Raw genomic sequence first — 15,074 nt, forward strand, 5'->3', positions numbered from 1 at the left:
CAATGCCCGTCAGCCAGCAGGCCGCCGGAAGCCGAAGCCAAGCGGTCGCTCAGCAGCAGGAGGGCCTGCGCTCGCCGCCGCTGCTTCGCTGGGTTGCCGGTCTTCCGGGGTCGGCGCCCCGCGGAAAGCGAGGTGCCCCGGCCGCTCAGTGGGAAGGGCAATCGCCTGGTCGTTCGCCCGCTCACGGCTCGAACCGGCGGTACTGGACGACGACGCGGCCGCCGCGCCCCCGCGCAGCTGCTTCTCGGCCGCCTGGCGCCGCGTGTACTCCTTCCGCAGCCAGGTGCCCGCCGCCGCGGTGAACGCCTCTTCGGAGGTCGAGCCCGCAATCCCGAACAGGTCCTGCATCACCCGCTCCCGCGCGATCGCGCGCAGGCGCGTGATCTCCTGTTCAGCCTCGTCGGAATCCTCGATGTCGAATCCACGCATCACTTCGTTGATGTGCAGAGGGCTCACGTAGGCCGTCACAGATCCTTCGTCGCTCGCGTTCGTCACCGAGGGTCGATCGGACTGGACCTTCAGGTATTCGATCAGCGCGCGCAAGCGCAGGAATGCCGACGGCTGCCGGCAAATCTCGGCGAACGCCATGGGAGCGCCTGGATGATGTGACAGCATCCTGCGCATGGGGTGCGTGTTGTCCTCGTCCAGGATGTCGCGCTTCTGGCGCTCCTTGAACGGAACGAACGCGAAGGGCTTCCTCGGACCGCCCTCCTCGCGCACGCCACTCTGAGACCACATCGTCAGCCAGTTGATGAAGTCAGGGCCAGCCGCGGCGGGCGCTTTAGCGAAAGTATCCGCGAGTCGAGACTCGCGAATGGTCATCGTGTCGTTCATCAGAACTCCCGTGATACCCCGGCCTGCAGGCCGCGGAGGTAGATGGCGGCTCCGAAGGAGCCGTTCAAGGGGTTGAACTGGCGCGCTGGTTCTCGACGTACTGCTTGATGGCTTCGAGCGGTGCCCCGCCTGCACTGACCGCGAAGTACGACGGCGACCACAGCACGCCCTTCCAATAGCGCTCGGCAATGTCGGGGCGCTCCACACGCAGCAACCTGCTGGACGTCCCCTTGAGTGCGTTGACCAGCACCGACACCGAGTGCTTCGGCGGGTACTCGATCAGAAGATGCACATGGTCGGCCTCTCCGTCGCAGGCCAGTAGGTTGGCCTGCATCGTCTTGCACACCTTGGCGAAGTGCAGCTGCAGCCAGCCCAACGCTTTCGCGTCGAACAACTTGCGCCTGTACTTCGTGACGCAGACCAAATGCACTACAAGTCGGGAGACTGAATGTCTTTCCCTGCGCGGCTTCACTTCGGACATAGGTGCAGACCAATATAGAATTAGGCACATGATGGTCATCTACCGCTATAGGGTCAAGTCCCTTGCCGGGCTGCTGAACAAGCAGGCCCGAGCGGTGAACTACGTCTTCAATTTCTGCAACGAGACGCAGAGGCATGCGCTCAAGTGGTCTAAGCGCTGGCCATCGGGGTTCGATCTCAACAAGTTGACGGCCGGCAGCAGCAAGGAGCTCGGCTTGCACTCCGGAACCGTCAACGCCGTCTGCGAGCAATACGCCAAGTCCCGCAGCCAGTTCAAGCGTCCCTACCTGCGCTGGCGCGGAAAGAAGTCCCTCGGCTGGGTGCCGATGAAGGGCCGTGACGTGAAGGAAACGCCCAACGGCTTCCATTTCCACGGACGCGAGTTCAAGGTGTTCAAGAGCCGCGACCTTCCGGTCAGCGCAAAGATCAAGGACGGCACGAACTTCTCGCGCGATGCGCGTGGCAACTGGTTCTTGAACGTCTGCATCGAATTGCCCGACGTTGCGCCGCGTGAGATCGCCACCGGCGTGGGAATCGACCTGGGCCTGAAGTCCTTTGCGACCATGTCCACAGGTGAGGTGATCGACAACCCACGTCACTTCCGCCGCCTCGAAGAAGCGCTTGGCATCGCGCAGCGCGCAAACAAGAAGCGCCAAGCCGCCAATGTCCACGCTCAGATCGCAAACGCGCGGCGCGACTTCCTGCACAAGCTGTCGACGCGCATCGTCGGACAGTTCGATTACATCGCGGTCGGCAATGTGTCGTCCAAGAAGCTCGCCAAGACCAAGATGGCGAAAAGCGTCAACGACGCATCCTGGTCGTCCTTCCGTCAAATGCTCGCGTACAAGTCGATTGCGAATGGCGCGTGTTACGAGGAAGTGAACGAAGCGTGGAGTACCCAGACCTGCAACGCATGTGGCGTGATCGCCGGCCCGAAAGGGCGTGCAGGACTGAATGAGCGCAACTGGATTTGTGGTTGCGGCGCGGAGCACGATCGCGACGTGAACGCAGCCCGCAATATCCTGTTGCGCGGTTCCGGACATGGAACCCCTGCAGAGGGAATCCTCGCCCTTTAGGGTGTGGGAGGATGTCAAGTGTCCCCCCTCTCCCGGCCCACGATCTCCGAAGCCAGGCACGGGTGGCTGGCTCCGACTGCATCGGACACTTCGAGTAGCTGCTGTACAGAAAGATTTTCGAGGCGCACTTGCACCCCACCCGAGCCATAGCCCGTGACGTTGCCGCCCAGCTCCTTGGCCGCGAGGGCCATCTGGAACGAGATTGCGCGATCCATGGCGCGATACCAGACGGATGTCGCTGTGATCTCGGCTTGCCGCTTCACCCGGTTGTAGACGGGCCTGGCCAGGCCGGCCCAGTGCGCCTCCGCGACAAGCCCGTGAGGGATCGAAAGCTGGTAGACCGGGTCGCCGGCGATCACGTTCGGCAGTTGAAGCTGGGGAGGAAGCTGCGCGGCCGCGTTCGCCGCGTACGCGGACAGGACGGTGATGCGGGCGTACTGCAGAAGCCACGTCAGCTCGATCTGGGAGACCCACCGCCGGATCAGGGTGTTCGAGGCGTCTGCGCCGAACGCAATGAGCGACACCAGGTCGGCATCTGCATGGCGCCATTCGATGGCCACTTCGGCCAAGGTCGGCTGCCCAGGGTCCAGAAGGCTGTCGAGCGAGGTCGATGCGATAGACCAGCCGTTCGCCGGAAGCGGCGTGCGCATGATGTCCAATGCGTGCTGGAGACGATTGCGACGGAAGTAGATCATCCGAGATCCACGGTCGTACATCATCTTCTGCTGCATCTGTGGGCTGCTCCAGGACTGGTACGCCCCGCGCAGCGCCACCTCGATCTGGGGCACCGGTCGCTCCACCGAGGGCAACAGCTCGGAAATGCACTCGCTCAGACGGGGCTTGTTCCACTCGCGATCAGGAGCCTTCCACGGATAGGCCGCGACGACCAGGTCGCGGGTGTGGTTCAGCACGCGGGCGACGTCCACCATCCCGCCCTTGTCGACGCCGTTCACCTGCTTGAAGCCGGTGAGCTCGACGCCGAGATCCTCGGCGAGCGTCGTGAGCTTGGTCTGAAGGAACTTGTTCGAGCGCAGGCTCGGCAGTTGCTTCGGCACCATGTCCAGGTTCGTCACCCAGATCAGGTTCATGAGGTCGCCACCAGACTGGAAGCGCCGAAAGCCGCCCTTGGTCGAGTAGCACACGCCGCCCGAGGTCACGTCCTGAAGGTCGAAGTGAGCGACGCCGAAGTCCGGCGCGGTGCCCACGGCCGTGGGCAGCTCCTCCTCGGTGGGGGTGGCGTTCCGGTGCGAACCTGGACGGGAAGTGATGATTGCCATGTCGAGCTTCTCTCTGCGCTTCAGACCTGCGCGGCCAGCGCTTCGTCCACCAGGTCGCCGTACGAGGCGGCCCAGGAGCTCGGTTTCATCGATGGGTGATCCTCGAGCATGTCAGCGCCCGCCCTCTTCAGGACGTCGGCTTTCCACACGAGGCGCAGGTCGAACACGGCGTCGCCGCGGTTCGCATAGTCGATCGAGTTCAGCTTCGACATGGCGCCGGCGAAATCCAGCGCGTGAGACGTGCCGAAGGCTGCGCGCACGGGCCGCACGCGCTCACAGAGCATCTCGTAGATCTGCTTGGCTGCCGCTGCCTCGTTCGGGTCGGCCATTGCCGCGCCGATCGCGCGCAGAAGGTTGTTCAGGTCGGCCGCAGACAACTCGGGGATCGCCGCGAGCTGCGCGTCTGACGCCAGGCCTCCACCGCCGCCGGTAGACGTCGTCTTGCAGCCCAGGTGCGGATACCCATGGCAGAGGCCGCAGATCGGCGCGAGGTTGCTGTCGTCGTTGTTGTGGTGGTCATCGTCCTGGTGATGGACCTGCAGCTTCGTCGGCTTCTTCGGGGTCTGCATCGAACGGTACAGACACCCCTGGCACGTGTACTTGGACTTCTCAAGCACCTGGGGGCGGCGCGCGACGAAGACCGCATCGGCTTGCGTAGCGCGCGGGTCGTTGTCTCGAAAGACGCTGCGTTTGATACCAGGGATCAGCTTGAACATGTTCTAGGTTGCCACTTCGCGCACAAAAATGGCCGACCGCCAGGAGAGCGAATGCCCTCCCCGACGTCGACCAGCATGGTGCACTCCGAAGAGTGCGAGGAACTCGCTACGCGCTACTACAGTTTATCCGTTGTAGCAGTAGTTTTCTGCGGATTTAAATTCGCAGAAAACTCGGTCCTAAAAACTCTGGACCCTACCTATGTCGGAAGTGTTGCCGCCAGCTGCAGTCACTGCGAACTCCACGATCGCCCAGATACAGATCATCGCGGCGCCTGCTGCGATGGGCATCCAGATCTGTCGAGCCTCGACCTGGTCGCCACCGTTGTCCTGGCCCTTCTTCTTCCACTTCAGCAGGCCGTAGCAGATCGATGCCATGCCCGCAAGGACCATGGCCCACTGGAACAGCTGGACGCCGGACTTGAACAGATTGATCAGGCCCTGCACCGAGGTGTTCGCATCGAGCGCGAAGGCCTGGCTCGCGAGAACGGAGGTGGCAACCGCGACAGCCACATTGCGGCCGAAGCCGTTCGTGTTGGCAAGGCCCACGGCGATGCGGACGTTCAGATTGGAAATCAGCTTTTTCAAGATAGCTCCTCGGGACTGGTGATGGGTGGTGGTGAATGAACGGGTTGGGGGAAAATCAAAAAACTGAAGGCGGGCGGCTCAATGGGAGGCGATGTTCAAAAGAATCGCCCCGCCGACGATGTGCCAGAACCCGCGCCAGAAGCCGTCGCCCTCTTGGGCATCGCCTTGAGCGGCGCGGTTGAAGAGAAGAAAGGCGCGAAAGATCGCGCATATGCCGAGCAGGAAGAGCCAGGCGTAGATGGCGTTCCACAAGGGCTTCAGGGAGCCCGAGCTCGCGTCGCGCATGTATGCCATCTGCGAGGCCACGCCCTCGCCAAGACCTCCGAAGTCTTTGGTGAAGGAATCCACCCACGCCGAGAGCATCGTGCAGCCGACGGTCACGAGCAGGTTGCCACCGACGCCGGCCCAGGTTGGGGGCTTCCCACCCGGAGAGTCGTGCCCCATCTTGGCAATCTTGAGCAGCGCGGAACCAGTGAAGAAGACCCCGACGAGAAGCGCGCCCCAATAGACGAGCGGAACGAACGCTTTGCCGAGCGCAGCGAACTCGTTCAGGAATGCGGCGAAGTCTGGCATGGCTCAGCGACTCAGGGAAGAATCTGGCCGGCGGTGGTCTGCACCACTTCACCGCGCTTGCCGATCGACACGACCCGCGCGCCCGAAACGCGCGTGCCCACGGACACCGTTGAGAGACGGCCGTTCTCGTCCGCGATCCAGGCGAACTGACTCGGGCCATGGGTTGGCCAGGTTCCTCGCAGTTTCCAGCCGGCCAGCACCTCTGTTGACTCGGGTGTCGCGTCCTTGACGACCTGGCTGGCGCGCTTGCCTTTTGAAGGCTTCCGAACCTCGGCAACGCGGACGGGCTTTGCCGCCACGCTGCGCGCAACTGCGACTTTCGTTCGCGGAACTCCGTCGCGCGCGGCCGCGATGCGCGTGGGCTTGGCGGCCCCAGGTGCTGCATTGGCCGCTGCCGCGCCAGCTTCACTCGTTTCGGTGCGTGCCGGCCGCACCGGCGCCGCGGCCGCGGGCGTCACAGGCTCCGACTTGGCGACTTCGACTCGCGGGGCGACTGGCTTCTGCTTTTCCACGACGGCAGGAGCTGCTGGCGTTGGCGCTGGCGCAGGCGCAGGAACTGCGGCAGCCTGGACAACCGGCTCCGGCTTCGCGGGCTCTACCACTGCCACGACCGGAGCCGCAGCGGCAGATGGTGCCGACCCTGAGCCAGGCCCCTTCCCGGACAGAAGGTCTGCCTCGACATCGAAGTCCGACCGCGGCTTTGCGTCGCCTCCAAGCAGATCGGGGCGTCCGCCGGTGCTGGCACCAGTCGCACCCATCAGCGAATCAGGCTTCTTCGGGGTTTCGGCCATGGCCATCGCAACCGTCGGCTCGATGGGCTTGCGCGCCGAGCCACCGATCAAGCCGGACTTGTAGCCGACCAAGCCCAAAGCGACGACCGCGAACGCACCGACAGCGGCGTAGAACGGCATGGTCGACTTCTTCGTCGGAGCCGCCTCGCCCTCGAGCCCCTCCTTCGGGTCCACATCGATCGGGTCATCGAGAGACTCGCTCAGGGTATCGCGCGCCTCTCGGTTGTCGAAGCCCGGCTCGTCGGCGTCGTGGACCAAGGATTCGCCCCCACCCTCGGCGCCCCACAACGCGTCTTCGAGCGACGGCTCGCCCGCGCGTTCGTCGCGCTCGTGTTCGTGATTGCTCATCAGTAGCGCACCTGCACTTGGTTCATCGGGGTCACCGTCGGGGCAAACGTGCCGTAGTTCATGCCAGTGCTCAAGTTGACCGAGGGCACTTGCTGAGGTGGCACGTAAACCACCTGCGGGGCGCGCTGCTGTTGCTGCTGCGTCTGCTGCTGGCCACCACCTGCGGAGGAGGTCGGCGTCTGCACCGTGTTGAAGAGGATCCCGATGGTGGTGTTCGCAGCCAGCGTCACCGTGTTCGGCTGCTGCGCAAGGCTCTGCACGACCTGCTGCCCGATCTGGGTGGCCGAAGAGAGGCCCGCCGCGGCGGCTTGACGATTCGTGGCTTCTGGAACCACCACCGACGAGGTGAGCCCGTTGGTTACCACCTGCGAACTGCGTTGTGCGATAGCGCCGGCCGCGCCGCTCACCGTGGCGAACGTGATCGGCAGCACGTACTTCGAGAGGATGTGGCGGTCGATGTTGCCGGCCAGAGCGTCAGCCGACGTCTGTTCGTCCAGCGCAACGGCATTGATCTTCGCAACCTTTCCGTTGAAGCGGATGTCGGTGAAGGTGACCTGGAGGCCCTCGCCTTGATTCAGGACAGCGGTTCCCTTCAGGAACGCGCCCGCGAACTTGCCGCCCACGATCTCAGCAGAGACGTAAGGAGACTTCGCGGTATCGATCGGCGAGGTGGTCCGGGCGACCTGGATCGTGAGCGGGCCAGGAAGGTCCAGATCTTCGGACGCGACGTTGGTCGCGGCAACGCCCTGCCCGCCGGCCTGAGGAATCTGCGCTGCAGCTGCCTTCTTGTCTTCGAAGCCTTGCACACGAACGATGGCAGCCCCCGAGGGAGTGTCCGCGAGAAGCTGTCCCAGCTGGCGATTCAGACCCTCCTGAATAGCCTGTTGACGGGCGGGATCCTGGTAGGTGCCGGGCTGAACGGCAACTTGAGGCGGGGTCACGTACGTTTGATACGAACCTGCCCCGGGGCCCAGAGCGCCTGCGAGCTTGTCCTGGGACTCAGGCGCGCCCGCCGGCGGCGGCACGTACACGCCACCCTTGTTCTTGCTCTCCTCCGCCTTCTGGCGCTGAAGCTCCGCGAGGCGGCCCTTCTCGTAGTCGGTTTGCACGACATCCGCCTGCGTGCCAGTGGTGCGCGCCGGCAGCGCGACGTTGGCGCTCTGGTCCTTCCTGCCGGTCGCCATCAGAACGAGGCCTACGACGGCAACGAACGCAACGCCGAAGGCGACCGCGACCCATTTGATCACTCGCTTGGCGCCCGGATCCAGGCGCGAACCCTTTCCGCCCTCGGCGGGCTCAGCTGCAATCTCGTGGCTGTCCGTTCCGTCGAACTCGGGCCCGCTGGGGCCGTGTTGCTGTTGCTCGTCGTTCATGTGCGCTTCTGCCGTCACTTGGTGGATCCTTGAAGCCGCGCGCTCGACAACATGGCTCCTGAAACTGAGGTCGCGTTCGAGCCGGCCGGCTCGACGCTGATGCCACCGAGCGCCACATTGCGCAGCTCGCCGCCCTGCGAGATAACGACCACGGGGGTGATCGGCAGCTGATAGACGAAAACGCCATCGGACGAGCCTTGTCGGCGCATCCATGCGGGCGAAAGAATCTGGGCGGACGTGCGAACGGCCATGCTTGTGGGCGTGATCTGCCACGCCATGATCTCGTCGGTACCACTGCCACCGATGGTGAGGCGACGCGCCTCGCGCGGTGGCGTGCGGTACAGATAGGCCATGAGCTCATCGGACATGTGCGACGGCGCCGGTGCGGCGCTTGCCATGGCCGTTGGCGGCACGCCCCCCACGAACTTGGGCACCACGAGGTCAAGGTTGTAGTCCGTCGAATCCTGCGCCGGCATCACGGTCACGGTGACCGGACGTGCGATGTCCTTGAGCTTGAAGGCGATGTTGCCGATCTGCGGCTGCTTCATGCCCACGGAGAAGACATGCTCCGCCATCTGCGAGACCGCATAGCCGGCATCGTTGAAGTTGTCTGCGGCTTCGACGGGCCAAGGACGGCCAGCCGCATCCACGAACATGATCGTTGCGCCTTGACGCATTGACACGCGCAACATCGGCGGCGTGCCTCCTGGCGAGAGGTCAATCGTGGTCTGAGTACTCGTCGGACGCGCCGGCGGGCGACCTGTGATGTTCTCCGTGAAGGCGTCCTTGCGCTCATCTATCTGCTTGCGCAGATTCACGATCTCTTTGGGTGTGAGCGGGGCGACCTTGTCGAGCACCGCCTGCGAAGTCGCCACGTAGGGTGTCGGCATGGCGGCGGCGCTGGCCTGCGTGGGCGGAGTGGCCGGCGAGGGCAACGCTGCTGCCCCAGGCGCTCCGAGTGGAGACGGACCGTTCTGAGGTAGCGCGCCAGCGGGCGCGGGCCCTTGGGCCTGCTGCGACAGCGCTGGGCCGCCTGGTGCCGCCGGATTGGAGACGCGGGCTACGCCCTGTGCGTGGACCGCGCTGGCCACAACGCAGCCGAGAAACACCACGGCGGCCGCAGCCGTTCGCGGCCGGAGACAGAGGGCCGCTCGCGTTTTCGACAGCGTGGCGGCATCGCTTTTTTCGTTCATATTAGTATTGTGCTGCAAACTAATACTTTGATCATTCACAGCCTCAGAACGGCGTGGCGCAAATTAGACGAATGGGATACCGGTGTGCGCGGCGATCTCGAGCCGCATGGCGAACTTGCCGTAGATGAGGCCTTGCGCGAAAGGAGTCGGCGCGGTCGCCCACAGCTCTGAAAGCTCGGCGCGGGTGGCCAGAGAGTCGGGAAGCACTTCGTTGTAGGTTGCCATCCAGTCGGGGTACTTCGCCTCCAGGGCGTCCATCTCGACCGTGGCAGAAGCCATTCCGATCGCTTCCGGGTCGATGTTCATTTGGGGTTGATTCGCGCTCATTGCTTCTCGCCTCTTGCTCTTTGCTTGAAAAATAGGTTGGTTGTGGGTACGGCCCATCGCCGGTTAACCCCTGCTAGCTTCTTGATCCGTCCGGAACGAGCTGCAGGCTGTCGATTGCTATGCCGCGCGGGTTCTGATCCAGACCGACGCGACGCACCACCACATGCAGCAGGAAGGGTCGCGGCGTGTCCTTCACCTTCGTACCCCGACGAAACAGTGAGATCGGAGCCTGCACGCGCCATGCGAATGCCCCGTTGAACTCGCCTCGCTTGGCGATCACGGGGGTGTCCGCCAGGCTCACGGACATCGTCAGTTCACGGTCTACGATGTCCTGTACCCATGGCGCCAACGCTTCCTCCACGGCATCACCGCCCTTCTCGGTGAAGCAGGTTTTCGAGCCTTGGAGCGTGGTGCGCCAGTGCAGGAAGTCGTGGCTGAAGACCATACGGGCGCACTCGTCGACATAGCCGAGCACCCGCGCATCGCTCACATAGGGCTTGTCGAGTGGGATCACGGGGACCACGCGCCCATCGTTCGTCGCGGCAATGACCTCGCGATGGGTGCGTGTGATGAAAACGATGGCGATGACCATGGCGATCGCAAGCGCAACCACCGAGATGCCGAGCCAGAACACCAGGCGCGTGAGCTTGGCGACTTGGGCCGCAGCGCTTCCGCCCGAGCTGGCAGACGCTCCGGTCACTGCCGCTGCCTTTGTGGCCACGGCTTTCTTCAATGCTGCTGTACTCATTCGTGGGTCGATCGTTTGGGGGTCGTTGCGTTTGGGGAAGCCTTACCGGGGCTCGGGTTTGACGTCCCCGTCTTGTCAGCACCAGCCGCCTCGGGACTAGCCTGGGCGGCCGGCGCATTTGCCGCGAGAAGTGCCCGCTGCGCCCGTTCGTTCTTCTTGTCGAGCTGGATCAACGGAACCATGGCCCCGCCTGGCGTGACGGCGACCACCTCGTAGTCGAGTTGCACCGCCCAAACGACAGCGACGAGGACCGCAACCGACATTCCGGCGACGGCGATTCCGACCCGTTCGGCGATCCTTGTGAGCGTCGCGGTCATCTGCGGGGCGATCACGTCGGCCAGCGCGAGCGCGTCCGAGCCCATAGGGTTCAGGGTCCTAATGTCCATCACTCAGCCTCGTGGCGCAGTGCCATCCGTGAGGAGAAGGTCGCCATCGGTATGCGCGGACCTCACGCTGATCTGGTGGATCCCCTTGGGCGACGGCAGCGCGGTGCGGCGGTCGGGGGGCAACAGCGAGTCCTGGAACTCCTGGGTGCGGGCCGTCCCGAAAGCGGTCGCAAACCTGTCGGCGAACGCGCTCCAGGCGAAACGATCTCCACGGTCCGGCATGATCTCGTTCACGCGAGCCCATCCACCCATGTTCTCGATCGCGCGGCAGAGCATCGGGCCCGTCGCATCCAGATTCGGGGCGTCGTACGGTCCAACGCGGGACACCAGGAGGTAGAGGCGCTCCAGGGCCGTCTCCTCCTCGACGAACGTGGGGTCGAGCGCCTTGCGCAGATCCGCGACAGTCGGCGCCTTACGGCTGTTGGTCGAGACCCAGTTCAGCAAGAACTTCGTGGTCGCGGTGGGTCCAAACGCCTCGATCGCGGCAAGCCACGCAGTGACCTCCAGGTCGTTGAGTTCGTGACGGCACGCGGCGCAAGCCTGAACGGCCGTTTCGAGGACGCTGGCGATCTCCTCCTGGGCGGTCATCTCGGCTTGCGGTCGGCTCATGCTGCAGCTCCCGGCGCGCCGGCGCCGCGGCTGAATCCGAACCCGCGAGGAGGAAAACCGCCTGGCGCCGCCCGTGTGACCGGCTTTGCCTCCGCGTCCTGCACCTCGTTCTGAGTACCGAACCGCTTCGCGAGCACGCGGTCCACGGAGGATTTGCTTCCGTTCAGCGCTGCAGATTCGAACGACTGCGGACCGGAGCGCACCGGTGCCGGCGCGCCCTGGGCAGGCGTGAGCCGCGCGCGACTGTCCCGCGGCCAGTATCCGAAGCAGGTCAGGAAGTCACGCTGCGTGATCGAGCTCGAGAAGAAGTTTCTCGCCGTCGCGTCCCAGTTCGAATAGAGGCGCGTGCTCGAAGTGGCGAAGTCCTTGAACTTCTCCAGCAGCCAAGCCTTGTGTTCGTCAGTGATATAGCCCGCAGCCTCCGCCTTCTTGAGGAGCGCGTCGTTGAACTGGAAGTCCTTGGCAAGTGCACGCTTCCCCTTGCTTCGACCTGCCGGCTTGATCTCGCCGACGAGGGGGAACTCTTCCACAGCCAGGCTCGCCAGAACCGACGATCCAACGAGTTCCTGGATTTGGCCGCCGAACCGGTCGTTCACGGCGTCGAACAACTCGGCCATCGCGCGGTGGCGCCAAGCGCCGCCCTCCACCTCGTCGAAGCCCTGGAGCACGGAACGCCCCTTCTCAGCCCAAACATTTGCGCTCAACCCGCTCAAACGCGAGAGGATCAGCGGGTCACCCGGAAGCGTCGCCGGCTGTGTCGATCGAAACGCTGCTTCGAGAAGGAGCACTCCAGCCCGGACGACCGAAGCATCGTCCGAGTGGAACCACATGGCCTCTGTCATCCATCGGATATCGAGCGCTGAGTGTGTGAGCGAATTGATCATATTTTTTCGTCCGCGATGTTAGTCCGTTCCGGTGCAATCCGAGAATCTTTTTGCTTTTACATTGACGGTTGCTGCAAGTTGTCTCCAGAATATCAACACGAAACGCGATCCGTAAGGTCAGTTTTTCGAAAAACAGAATCTTTAGGTTTCGGTTTCAAAAAGTTGAGGAAGAAAACTTTCGATGTCAGCAACAAACGCACCTTTTGGCTTCCCACGTGCGCAACACCAACAGACCTCCAATGAGGCAGCCAATGAGGCAGCAGTGGCTCCGGTGGCCGCGAATGACCCGCTCGTATCGCAGATCAGCGAACGCACCGTGCTGTGCTCCGTCATGCAAGACGGGCGCGACGACCTTTCCGGGCAGATCTCAGCAATCCTGAACGCGCAGGACTTCGGCGAGGAAATCCACGTCAACCTGTTTCGCCTTTGGCAGACCCTCGGCCAGGCCGGCCACGCTCGCGACCTTGCCGCCTTGGTGGACGCCTCGCGCACGCACAACCTGTTCACGGGCGGCGAGGACTACCTGATCAATCTCGCGACCAATCCGACCTACCTGACTGCGAGCGTCGAAGCCATTCAGGCCGCCGCGACCCGCATCAAGGAGCTGAGCGTGACGCGCACGGTTCTCGCATCGGCCAAGCTAGTGGTAGAGAAGGCCGCACTCGGACAGACGTCTGTCGAGGCGCTCACGACCATGCTGGAAGACGCAGCGGGGAATGCGCGCACGTCGTCAAAGTCCTCGCGGTCCGGCCCTGAACACGTGGCTGGCTACATCTCGGTCCTTCTCGAGCAGATCGAGCGTCGACTCGACGGGCACGAAGTGGAATCCGCTGTGACCACCAGCTTCCCGCGCCTGGACAATCTGCTGGGCGGTGGGTTCGTTGACGAAGATCTGATCGTCCTGGCCGCGCGCCCCTCGATGGGCAAGACCGCGATCGAGGTCAACTTCATGCTGGGCGCAGCGGATGCGGGCCGCGCCGCCCTCCTCTTCTCGATGGAAATGCGCGGCACCTCGATGGCCAAGCGCATGATCTCGCGTGCAGGCCGCATACCGGGTTCGGTCTTCACGAGCGCCGAGCAGTTGGGCGAGCGTCTCGACTCGATCTACGAGGCAGCGCAAAAACTGGGCAACCAGGCCATCTTCATTGACGAGTCTCCAGGCCTATCGCTGGCGGAGATCCGCACACGCGCCCGCCTCTTCAAGGCACAGAATCCAGGAAAGAAACTGATCATTGGCGTCGACTACCTGCAGTTGATCGCCGCCAGCGCCGCGGCCAAGCCCGGCACCGACGCCCGCGTGATCGTGGGCGAGGCCTCGAAGGGCCTGAAGCTGCTGGCTCGCGAACTGAAATGCCCCGTGATCGCCCTCGCGCAGCTCAGCCGGACAGTCGAGCAGCGCGCGAACAAACGGCCCATGATGTCGGACCTGAAGGAATCCGGTCAGATCGAGCAGGACGCTGACGTGATCATGTTTCTGTACCGCGACGAGGTCTACAACCCCGAAACACCTGAGCCCGGAATTACCGAAGTGATCGTGGCCAAGCAGCGCGAAGGCGCGACGGGTACCGTCAAGCTTGCCCACCAGTTGGCATCGTCGCTGTACGAGGACCACCTGCAATGACGGCGCCGACGCCTCGCAAGCGACGCCTGCGCTACAGCGCGAACGCCGTGGTTCGGAAGGAGGCCGAGCTGCTCAACATCTCGCCGGAGTTCAGCGTCGCGTTCTTCTTTAACCTCATGAACCGCGTCGTCAGCAGCGCGATGGTCAACGGAGAGTGCTGGGTGCAGGGAATCGGAACGTTCAAGCGAACCGAGTACGCCGCACGCCGGCGGCACAACCCTCGCACTGGCAGCATCGATCTGATCCCGGGCGGCGAAAAGGTCACGTTCCACCCCATCAAGCCCCGGAAGCCGAAGGCCCCGGTCAAAACTGCCGAAGAAGGGCCGCCCCCGCGCGCGCGCAAGCGCGCCCAGCCCGGCGCGACCTCAGTGCACAGGATGAAGTAGCCATGACCTTCGGAACCATCAAAACACGCACGGAGCTGCTGCTGATCGGCGCCGGCTGGCTCTGGACGTTCTCCCTGGCCGGGATCAACAGGCCTGCGGACGCAACGAGGATGGCCGTTGCGGCCGGCCTGGGAATGGCGCTGTCGCTCGGATTCCGGCGGTCGGTCATGAACTTCTTCCGAACAGATCTCGACGACCTAGGCGACCGGCTCACCGACGCCTACCTCTGGACAATCGTCGCGTTCGTGGTCGGGCTCGTCGTTGCGGGCTATGTGCTCGCGGGCGGGCCAACGCCGTTCCGAAGCTGAATCTGCATACGCACCTTGCGCGGCTCGGCACCTGGCCGCTATCTTGACCAGATGAAACACGAACAGCAATTCTGGCAGGACGTAACGAGCGCAATCAATCCCGGCTGGACCATCCGCGTGGACCCCCTGACTTCCGGGCAGACCGCGAATCTGTCGGGCAACCACTCCTTCATCTACGTCGTCGACGTCGCGAATGGCTGGTTCGGCGCCGGCGCGACGAACACTATCGACGCAGCCAGGATCCTCGCGGCGTCTCGATCCATTCTGGAGGATCAGGACTCCATCCTCACCCACGGCTCCCTCAACCTGGCGGATGTCGCTGGAAGGGCGATCTGCATGTGCGGTGCTGCTCAAGCGAACGCTGCGGCTCCCGAGGTGGCGGCGGCAATCAGCATGACGGTTGCTGCCTTCCACGAGACGAAGACCCATGCCCGCGCCTGGCGGGCCACTGGATCTACATCGCCTACCGCACCAAGAACGCCAAGGCGATCATCACCCGGCCGGTCTGGTTGAGCGCGCTTCACCCGGGCCTTTGCCAGCCGGGGCGCTTCCTCGACCC

The 15,074-nt window shown here is 63.9% G+C and carries 19 protein-coding genes; 5 read left to right on the forward strand and 14 right to left on the reverse strand.

The annotated features are described in order from the left end of the window. Nucleotides 1–9 precede the first annotated feature (9 nt). Together ACSQ9A_RS39085 and tnpA are read right to left on the reverse strand one after the other, a co-directional pair. On the reverse strand, nt 10–834 hold the full coding sequence (locus tag ACSQ9A_RS39085) for a hypothetical protein (protein WP_436308050.1): 825 nt from the start codon (nt 832–834) through the stop codon (nt 10–12). 64 nt (nt 835–898) lie between these two features. Further along, a complete protein-coding gene (gene tnpA / locus ACSQ9A_RS39090) occupies nt 899–1,315 on the reverse strand; it encodes an IS200/IS605 family transposase (RefSeq protein ID WP_436308051.1) in 417 nt (138 codons plus the stop codon). A 28-nt stretch (nt 1,316–1,343) separates the two neighbouring features. Between tnpA and ACSQ9A_RS39095 the strand changes: the two genes are divergently transcribed. Further along, nucleotides 1,344–2,390 carry an RNA-guided endonuclease InsQ/TnpB family protein gene (locus ACSQ9A_RS39095; RefSeq protein ID WP_436308052.1) on the forward strand — a complete coding sequence of 349 codons (1,047 nt, stop codon included), beginning with the start codon at nt 1,344–1,346 and terminating at the stop codon, nt 2,388–2,390. A 14-nt stretch (nt 2,391–2,404) separates the two neighbouring features. On the opposite strand, the gene ACSQ9A_RS39100 is transcribed toward ACSQ9A_RS39095, so the two are convergent. The 12 genes from ACSQ9A_RS39100 to ACSQ9A_RS39155 form a co-directional block, all read right to left on the reverse strand. Beyond that, nucleotides 2,405–3,667: a hypothetical protein gene (locus ACSQ9A_RS39100; protein WP_436308053.1), complete on the reverse strand. Its 1,263-nt coding sequence runs from the start codon at nt 3,665–3,667 to the stop codon at nt 2,405–2,407. Nucleotides 3,668–3,687: 20 nt separating this feature from the next. Then, a complete protein-coding gene (locus ACSQ9A_RS39105) occupies nt 3,688–4,383 on the reverse strand; it encodes a hypothetical protein (RefSeq protein ID WP_436308054.1) in 696 nt (231 codons plus the stop codon). Between the two features lie 177 nt (nt 4,384–4,560). Next, on the reverse strand, nt 4,561–4,968 hold the full coding sequence (locus ACSQ9A_RS39110) for a DUF6750 family protein (protein WP_436308055.1): 408 nt from the start codon (nt 4,966–4,968) through the stop codon (nt 4,561–4,563). A gap of 78 nt (nt 4,969–5,046) precedes the next feature. Beyond that, nucleotides 5,047–5,541 (reverse strand): hypothetical protein, encoded by a 495-nt coding sequence (locus ACSQ9A_RS39115; protein ID WP_436308056.1) that lies wholly within the window; start codon nt 5,539–5,541, stop codon nt 5,047–5,049. Nucleotides 5,542–5,552: 11 nt separating this feature from the next. Beyond that, nucleotides 5,553–6,590 (reverse strand): hypothetical protein, encoded by a 1,038-nt coding sequence (locus tag ACSQ9A_RS39120; protein ID WP_436308057.1) that lies wholly within the window; start codon nt 6,588–6,590, stop codon nt 5,553–5,555. Between the two features lie 89 nt (nt 6,591–6,679). Further along, nucleotides 6,680–8,053 carry a DotG/IcmE/VirB10 family protein gene (locus ACSQ9A_RS39125; RefSeq protein ID WP_436308058.1) on the reverse strand — a complete coding sequence of 458 codons (1,374 nt, stop codon included), beginning with the start codon at nt 8,051–8,053 and terminating at the stop codon, nt 6,680–6,682. A gap of 14 nt (nt 8,054–8,067) precedes the next feature. Then, nucleotides 8,068–8,928 carry a DotH/IcmK family type IV secretion protein gene (locus ACSQ9A_RS39130; protein WP_436308059.1) on the reverse strand — a complete coding sequence of 287 codons (861 nt, stop codon included), beginning with the start codon at nt 8,926–8,928 and terminating at the stop codon, nt 8,068–8,070. A gap of 381 nt (nt 8,929–9,309) precedes the next feature. Then, nucleotides 9,310–9,552 (reverse strand): hypothetical protein, encoded by a 243-nt coding sequence (locus ACSQ9A_RS39135; RefSeq protein WP_436308060.1) that lies wholly within the window; start codon nt 9,550–9,552, stop codon nt 9,310–9,312. 94 nt (nt 9,553–9,646) lie between these two features. Beyond that, nucleotides 9,647–10,207 carry a DotI/IcmL family type IV secretion protein gene (locus ACSQ9A_RS39140; protein WP_436308061.1) on the reverse strand — a complete coding sequence of 187 codons (561 nt, stop codon included), beginning with the start codon at nt 10,205–10,207 and terminating at the stop codon, nt 9,647–9,649. Between the two features lie 110 nt (nt 10,208–10,317). Beyond that, the gene (locus ACSQ9A_RS39145; RefSeq protein ID WP_436308062.1) at nt 10,318–10,707 is read right to left on the reverse strand and encodes a hypothetical protein; all 390 of its coding nucleotides are present in this window, start codon (nt 10,705–10,707) and stop codon (nt 10,318–10,320) included. A 3-nt stretch (nt 10,708–10,710) separates the two neighbouring features. Further along, complete coding sequence (locus ACSQ9A_RS39150; RefSeq protein WP_436308063.1) at nt 10,711–11,316, reverse strand: hypothetical protein; 606 nt, start codon at nt 11,314–11,316, stop codon at nt 10,711–10,713. Next, nucleotides 11,313–12,200, reverse strand: a complete 888-nt coding sequence (locus tag ACSQ9A_RS39155) for a hypothetical protein (RefSeq protein ID WP_436308064.1) — start codon at nt 12,198–12,200, stop codon at nt 11,313–11,315. Before ACSQ9A_RS39155 ends, ACSQ9A_RS39150 begins: the two co-directional genes overlap by 4 nt. 271 nt (nt 12,201–12,471) lie before the next feature. On the opposite strand from ACSQ9A_RS39155, the gene ACSQ9A_RS39160 reads away from it, so the two are divergent. From ACSQ9A_RS39160 to ACSQ9A_RS39175, 4 genes are read left to right on the forward strand one after another with little or no spacing between them, the layout of a single operon-like run. Beyond that, on the forward strand, nt 12,472–13,821 hold the full coding sequence (locus ACSQ9A_RS39160; RefSeq protein WP_436308065.1) for a replicative DNA helicase: 1,350 nt from the start codon (nt 12,472–12,474) through the stop codon (nt 13,819–13,821). Continuing rightward, nucleotides 13,818–14,207 (forward strand): HU family DNA-binding protein, encoded by a 390-nt coding sequence (locus ACSQ9A_RS39165; RefSeq protein WP_436308066.1) that lies wholly within the window; start codon nt 13,818–13,820, stop codon nt 14,205–14,207. The genes ACSQ9A_RS39160 and ACSQ9A_RS39165 overlap by 4 nt, the downstream gene beginning before the upstream one ends. Before the next feature lie 2 nt (nt 14,208–14,209). Further along, nucleotides 14,210–14,515 (forward strand): hypothetical protein, encoded by a 306-nt coding sequence (locus ACSQ9A_RS39170; RefSeq protein WP_436308067.1) that lies wholly within the window; start codon nt 14,210–14,212, stop codon nt 14,513–14,515. Nucleotides 14,516–14,566: 51 nt separating this feature from the next. Next, nucleotides 14,567–15,028, forward strand: a complete 462-nt coding sequence (locus tag ACSQ9A_RS39175) for a hypothetical protein (RefSeq protein ID WP_436308068.1) — start codon at nt 14,567–14,569, stop codon at nt 15,026–15,028. Nucleotides 15,029–15,074: the final 46 nt, after the last annotated feature.

This window comes from Variovorax sp. LjRoot290, assembly GCF_964253985.1.
In the GTDB taxonomy this organism is placed as follows: domain Bacteria; phylum Pseudomonadota; class Gammaproteobacteria; order Burkholderiales; family Burkholderiaceae_C; genus Variovorax.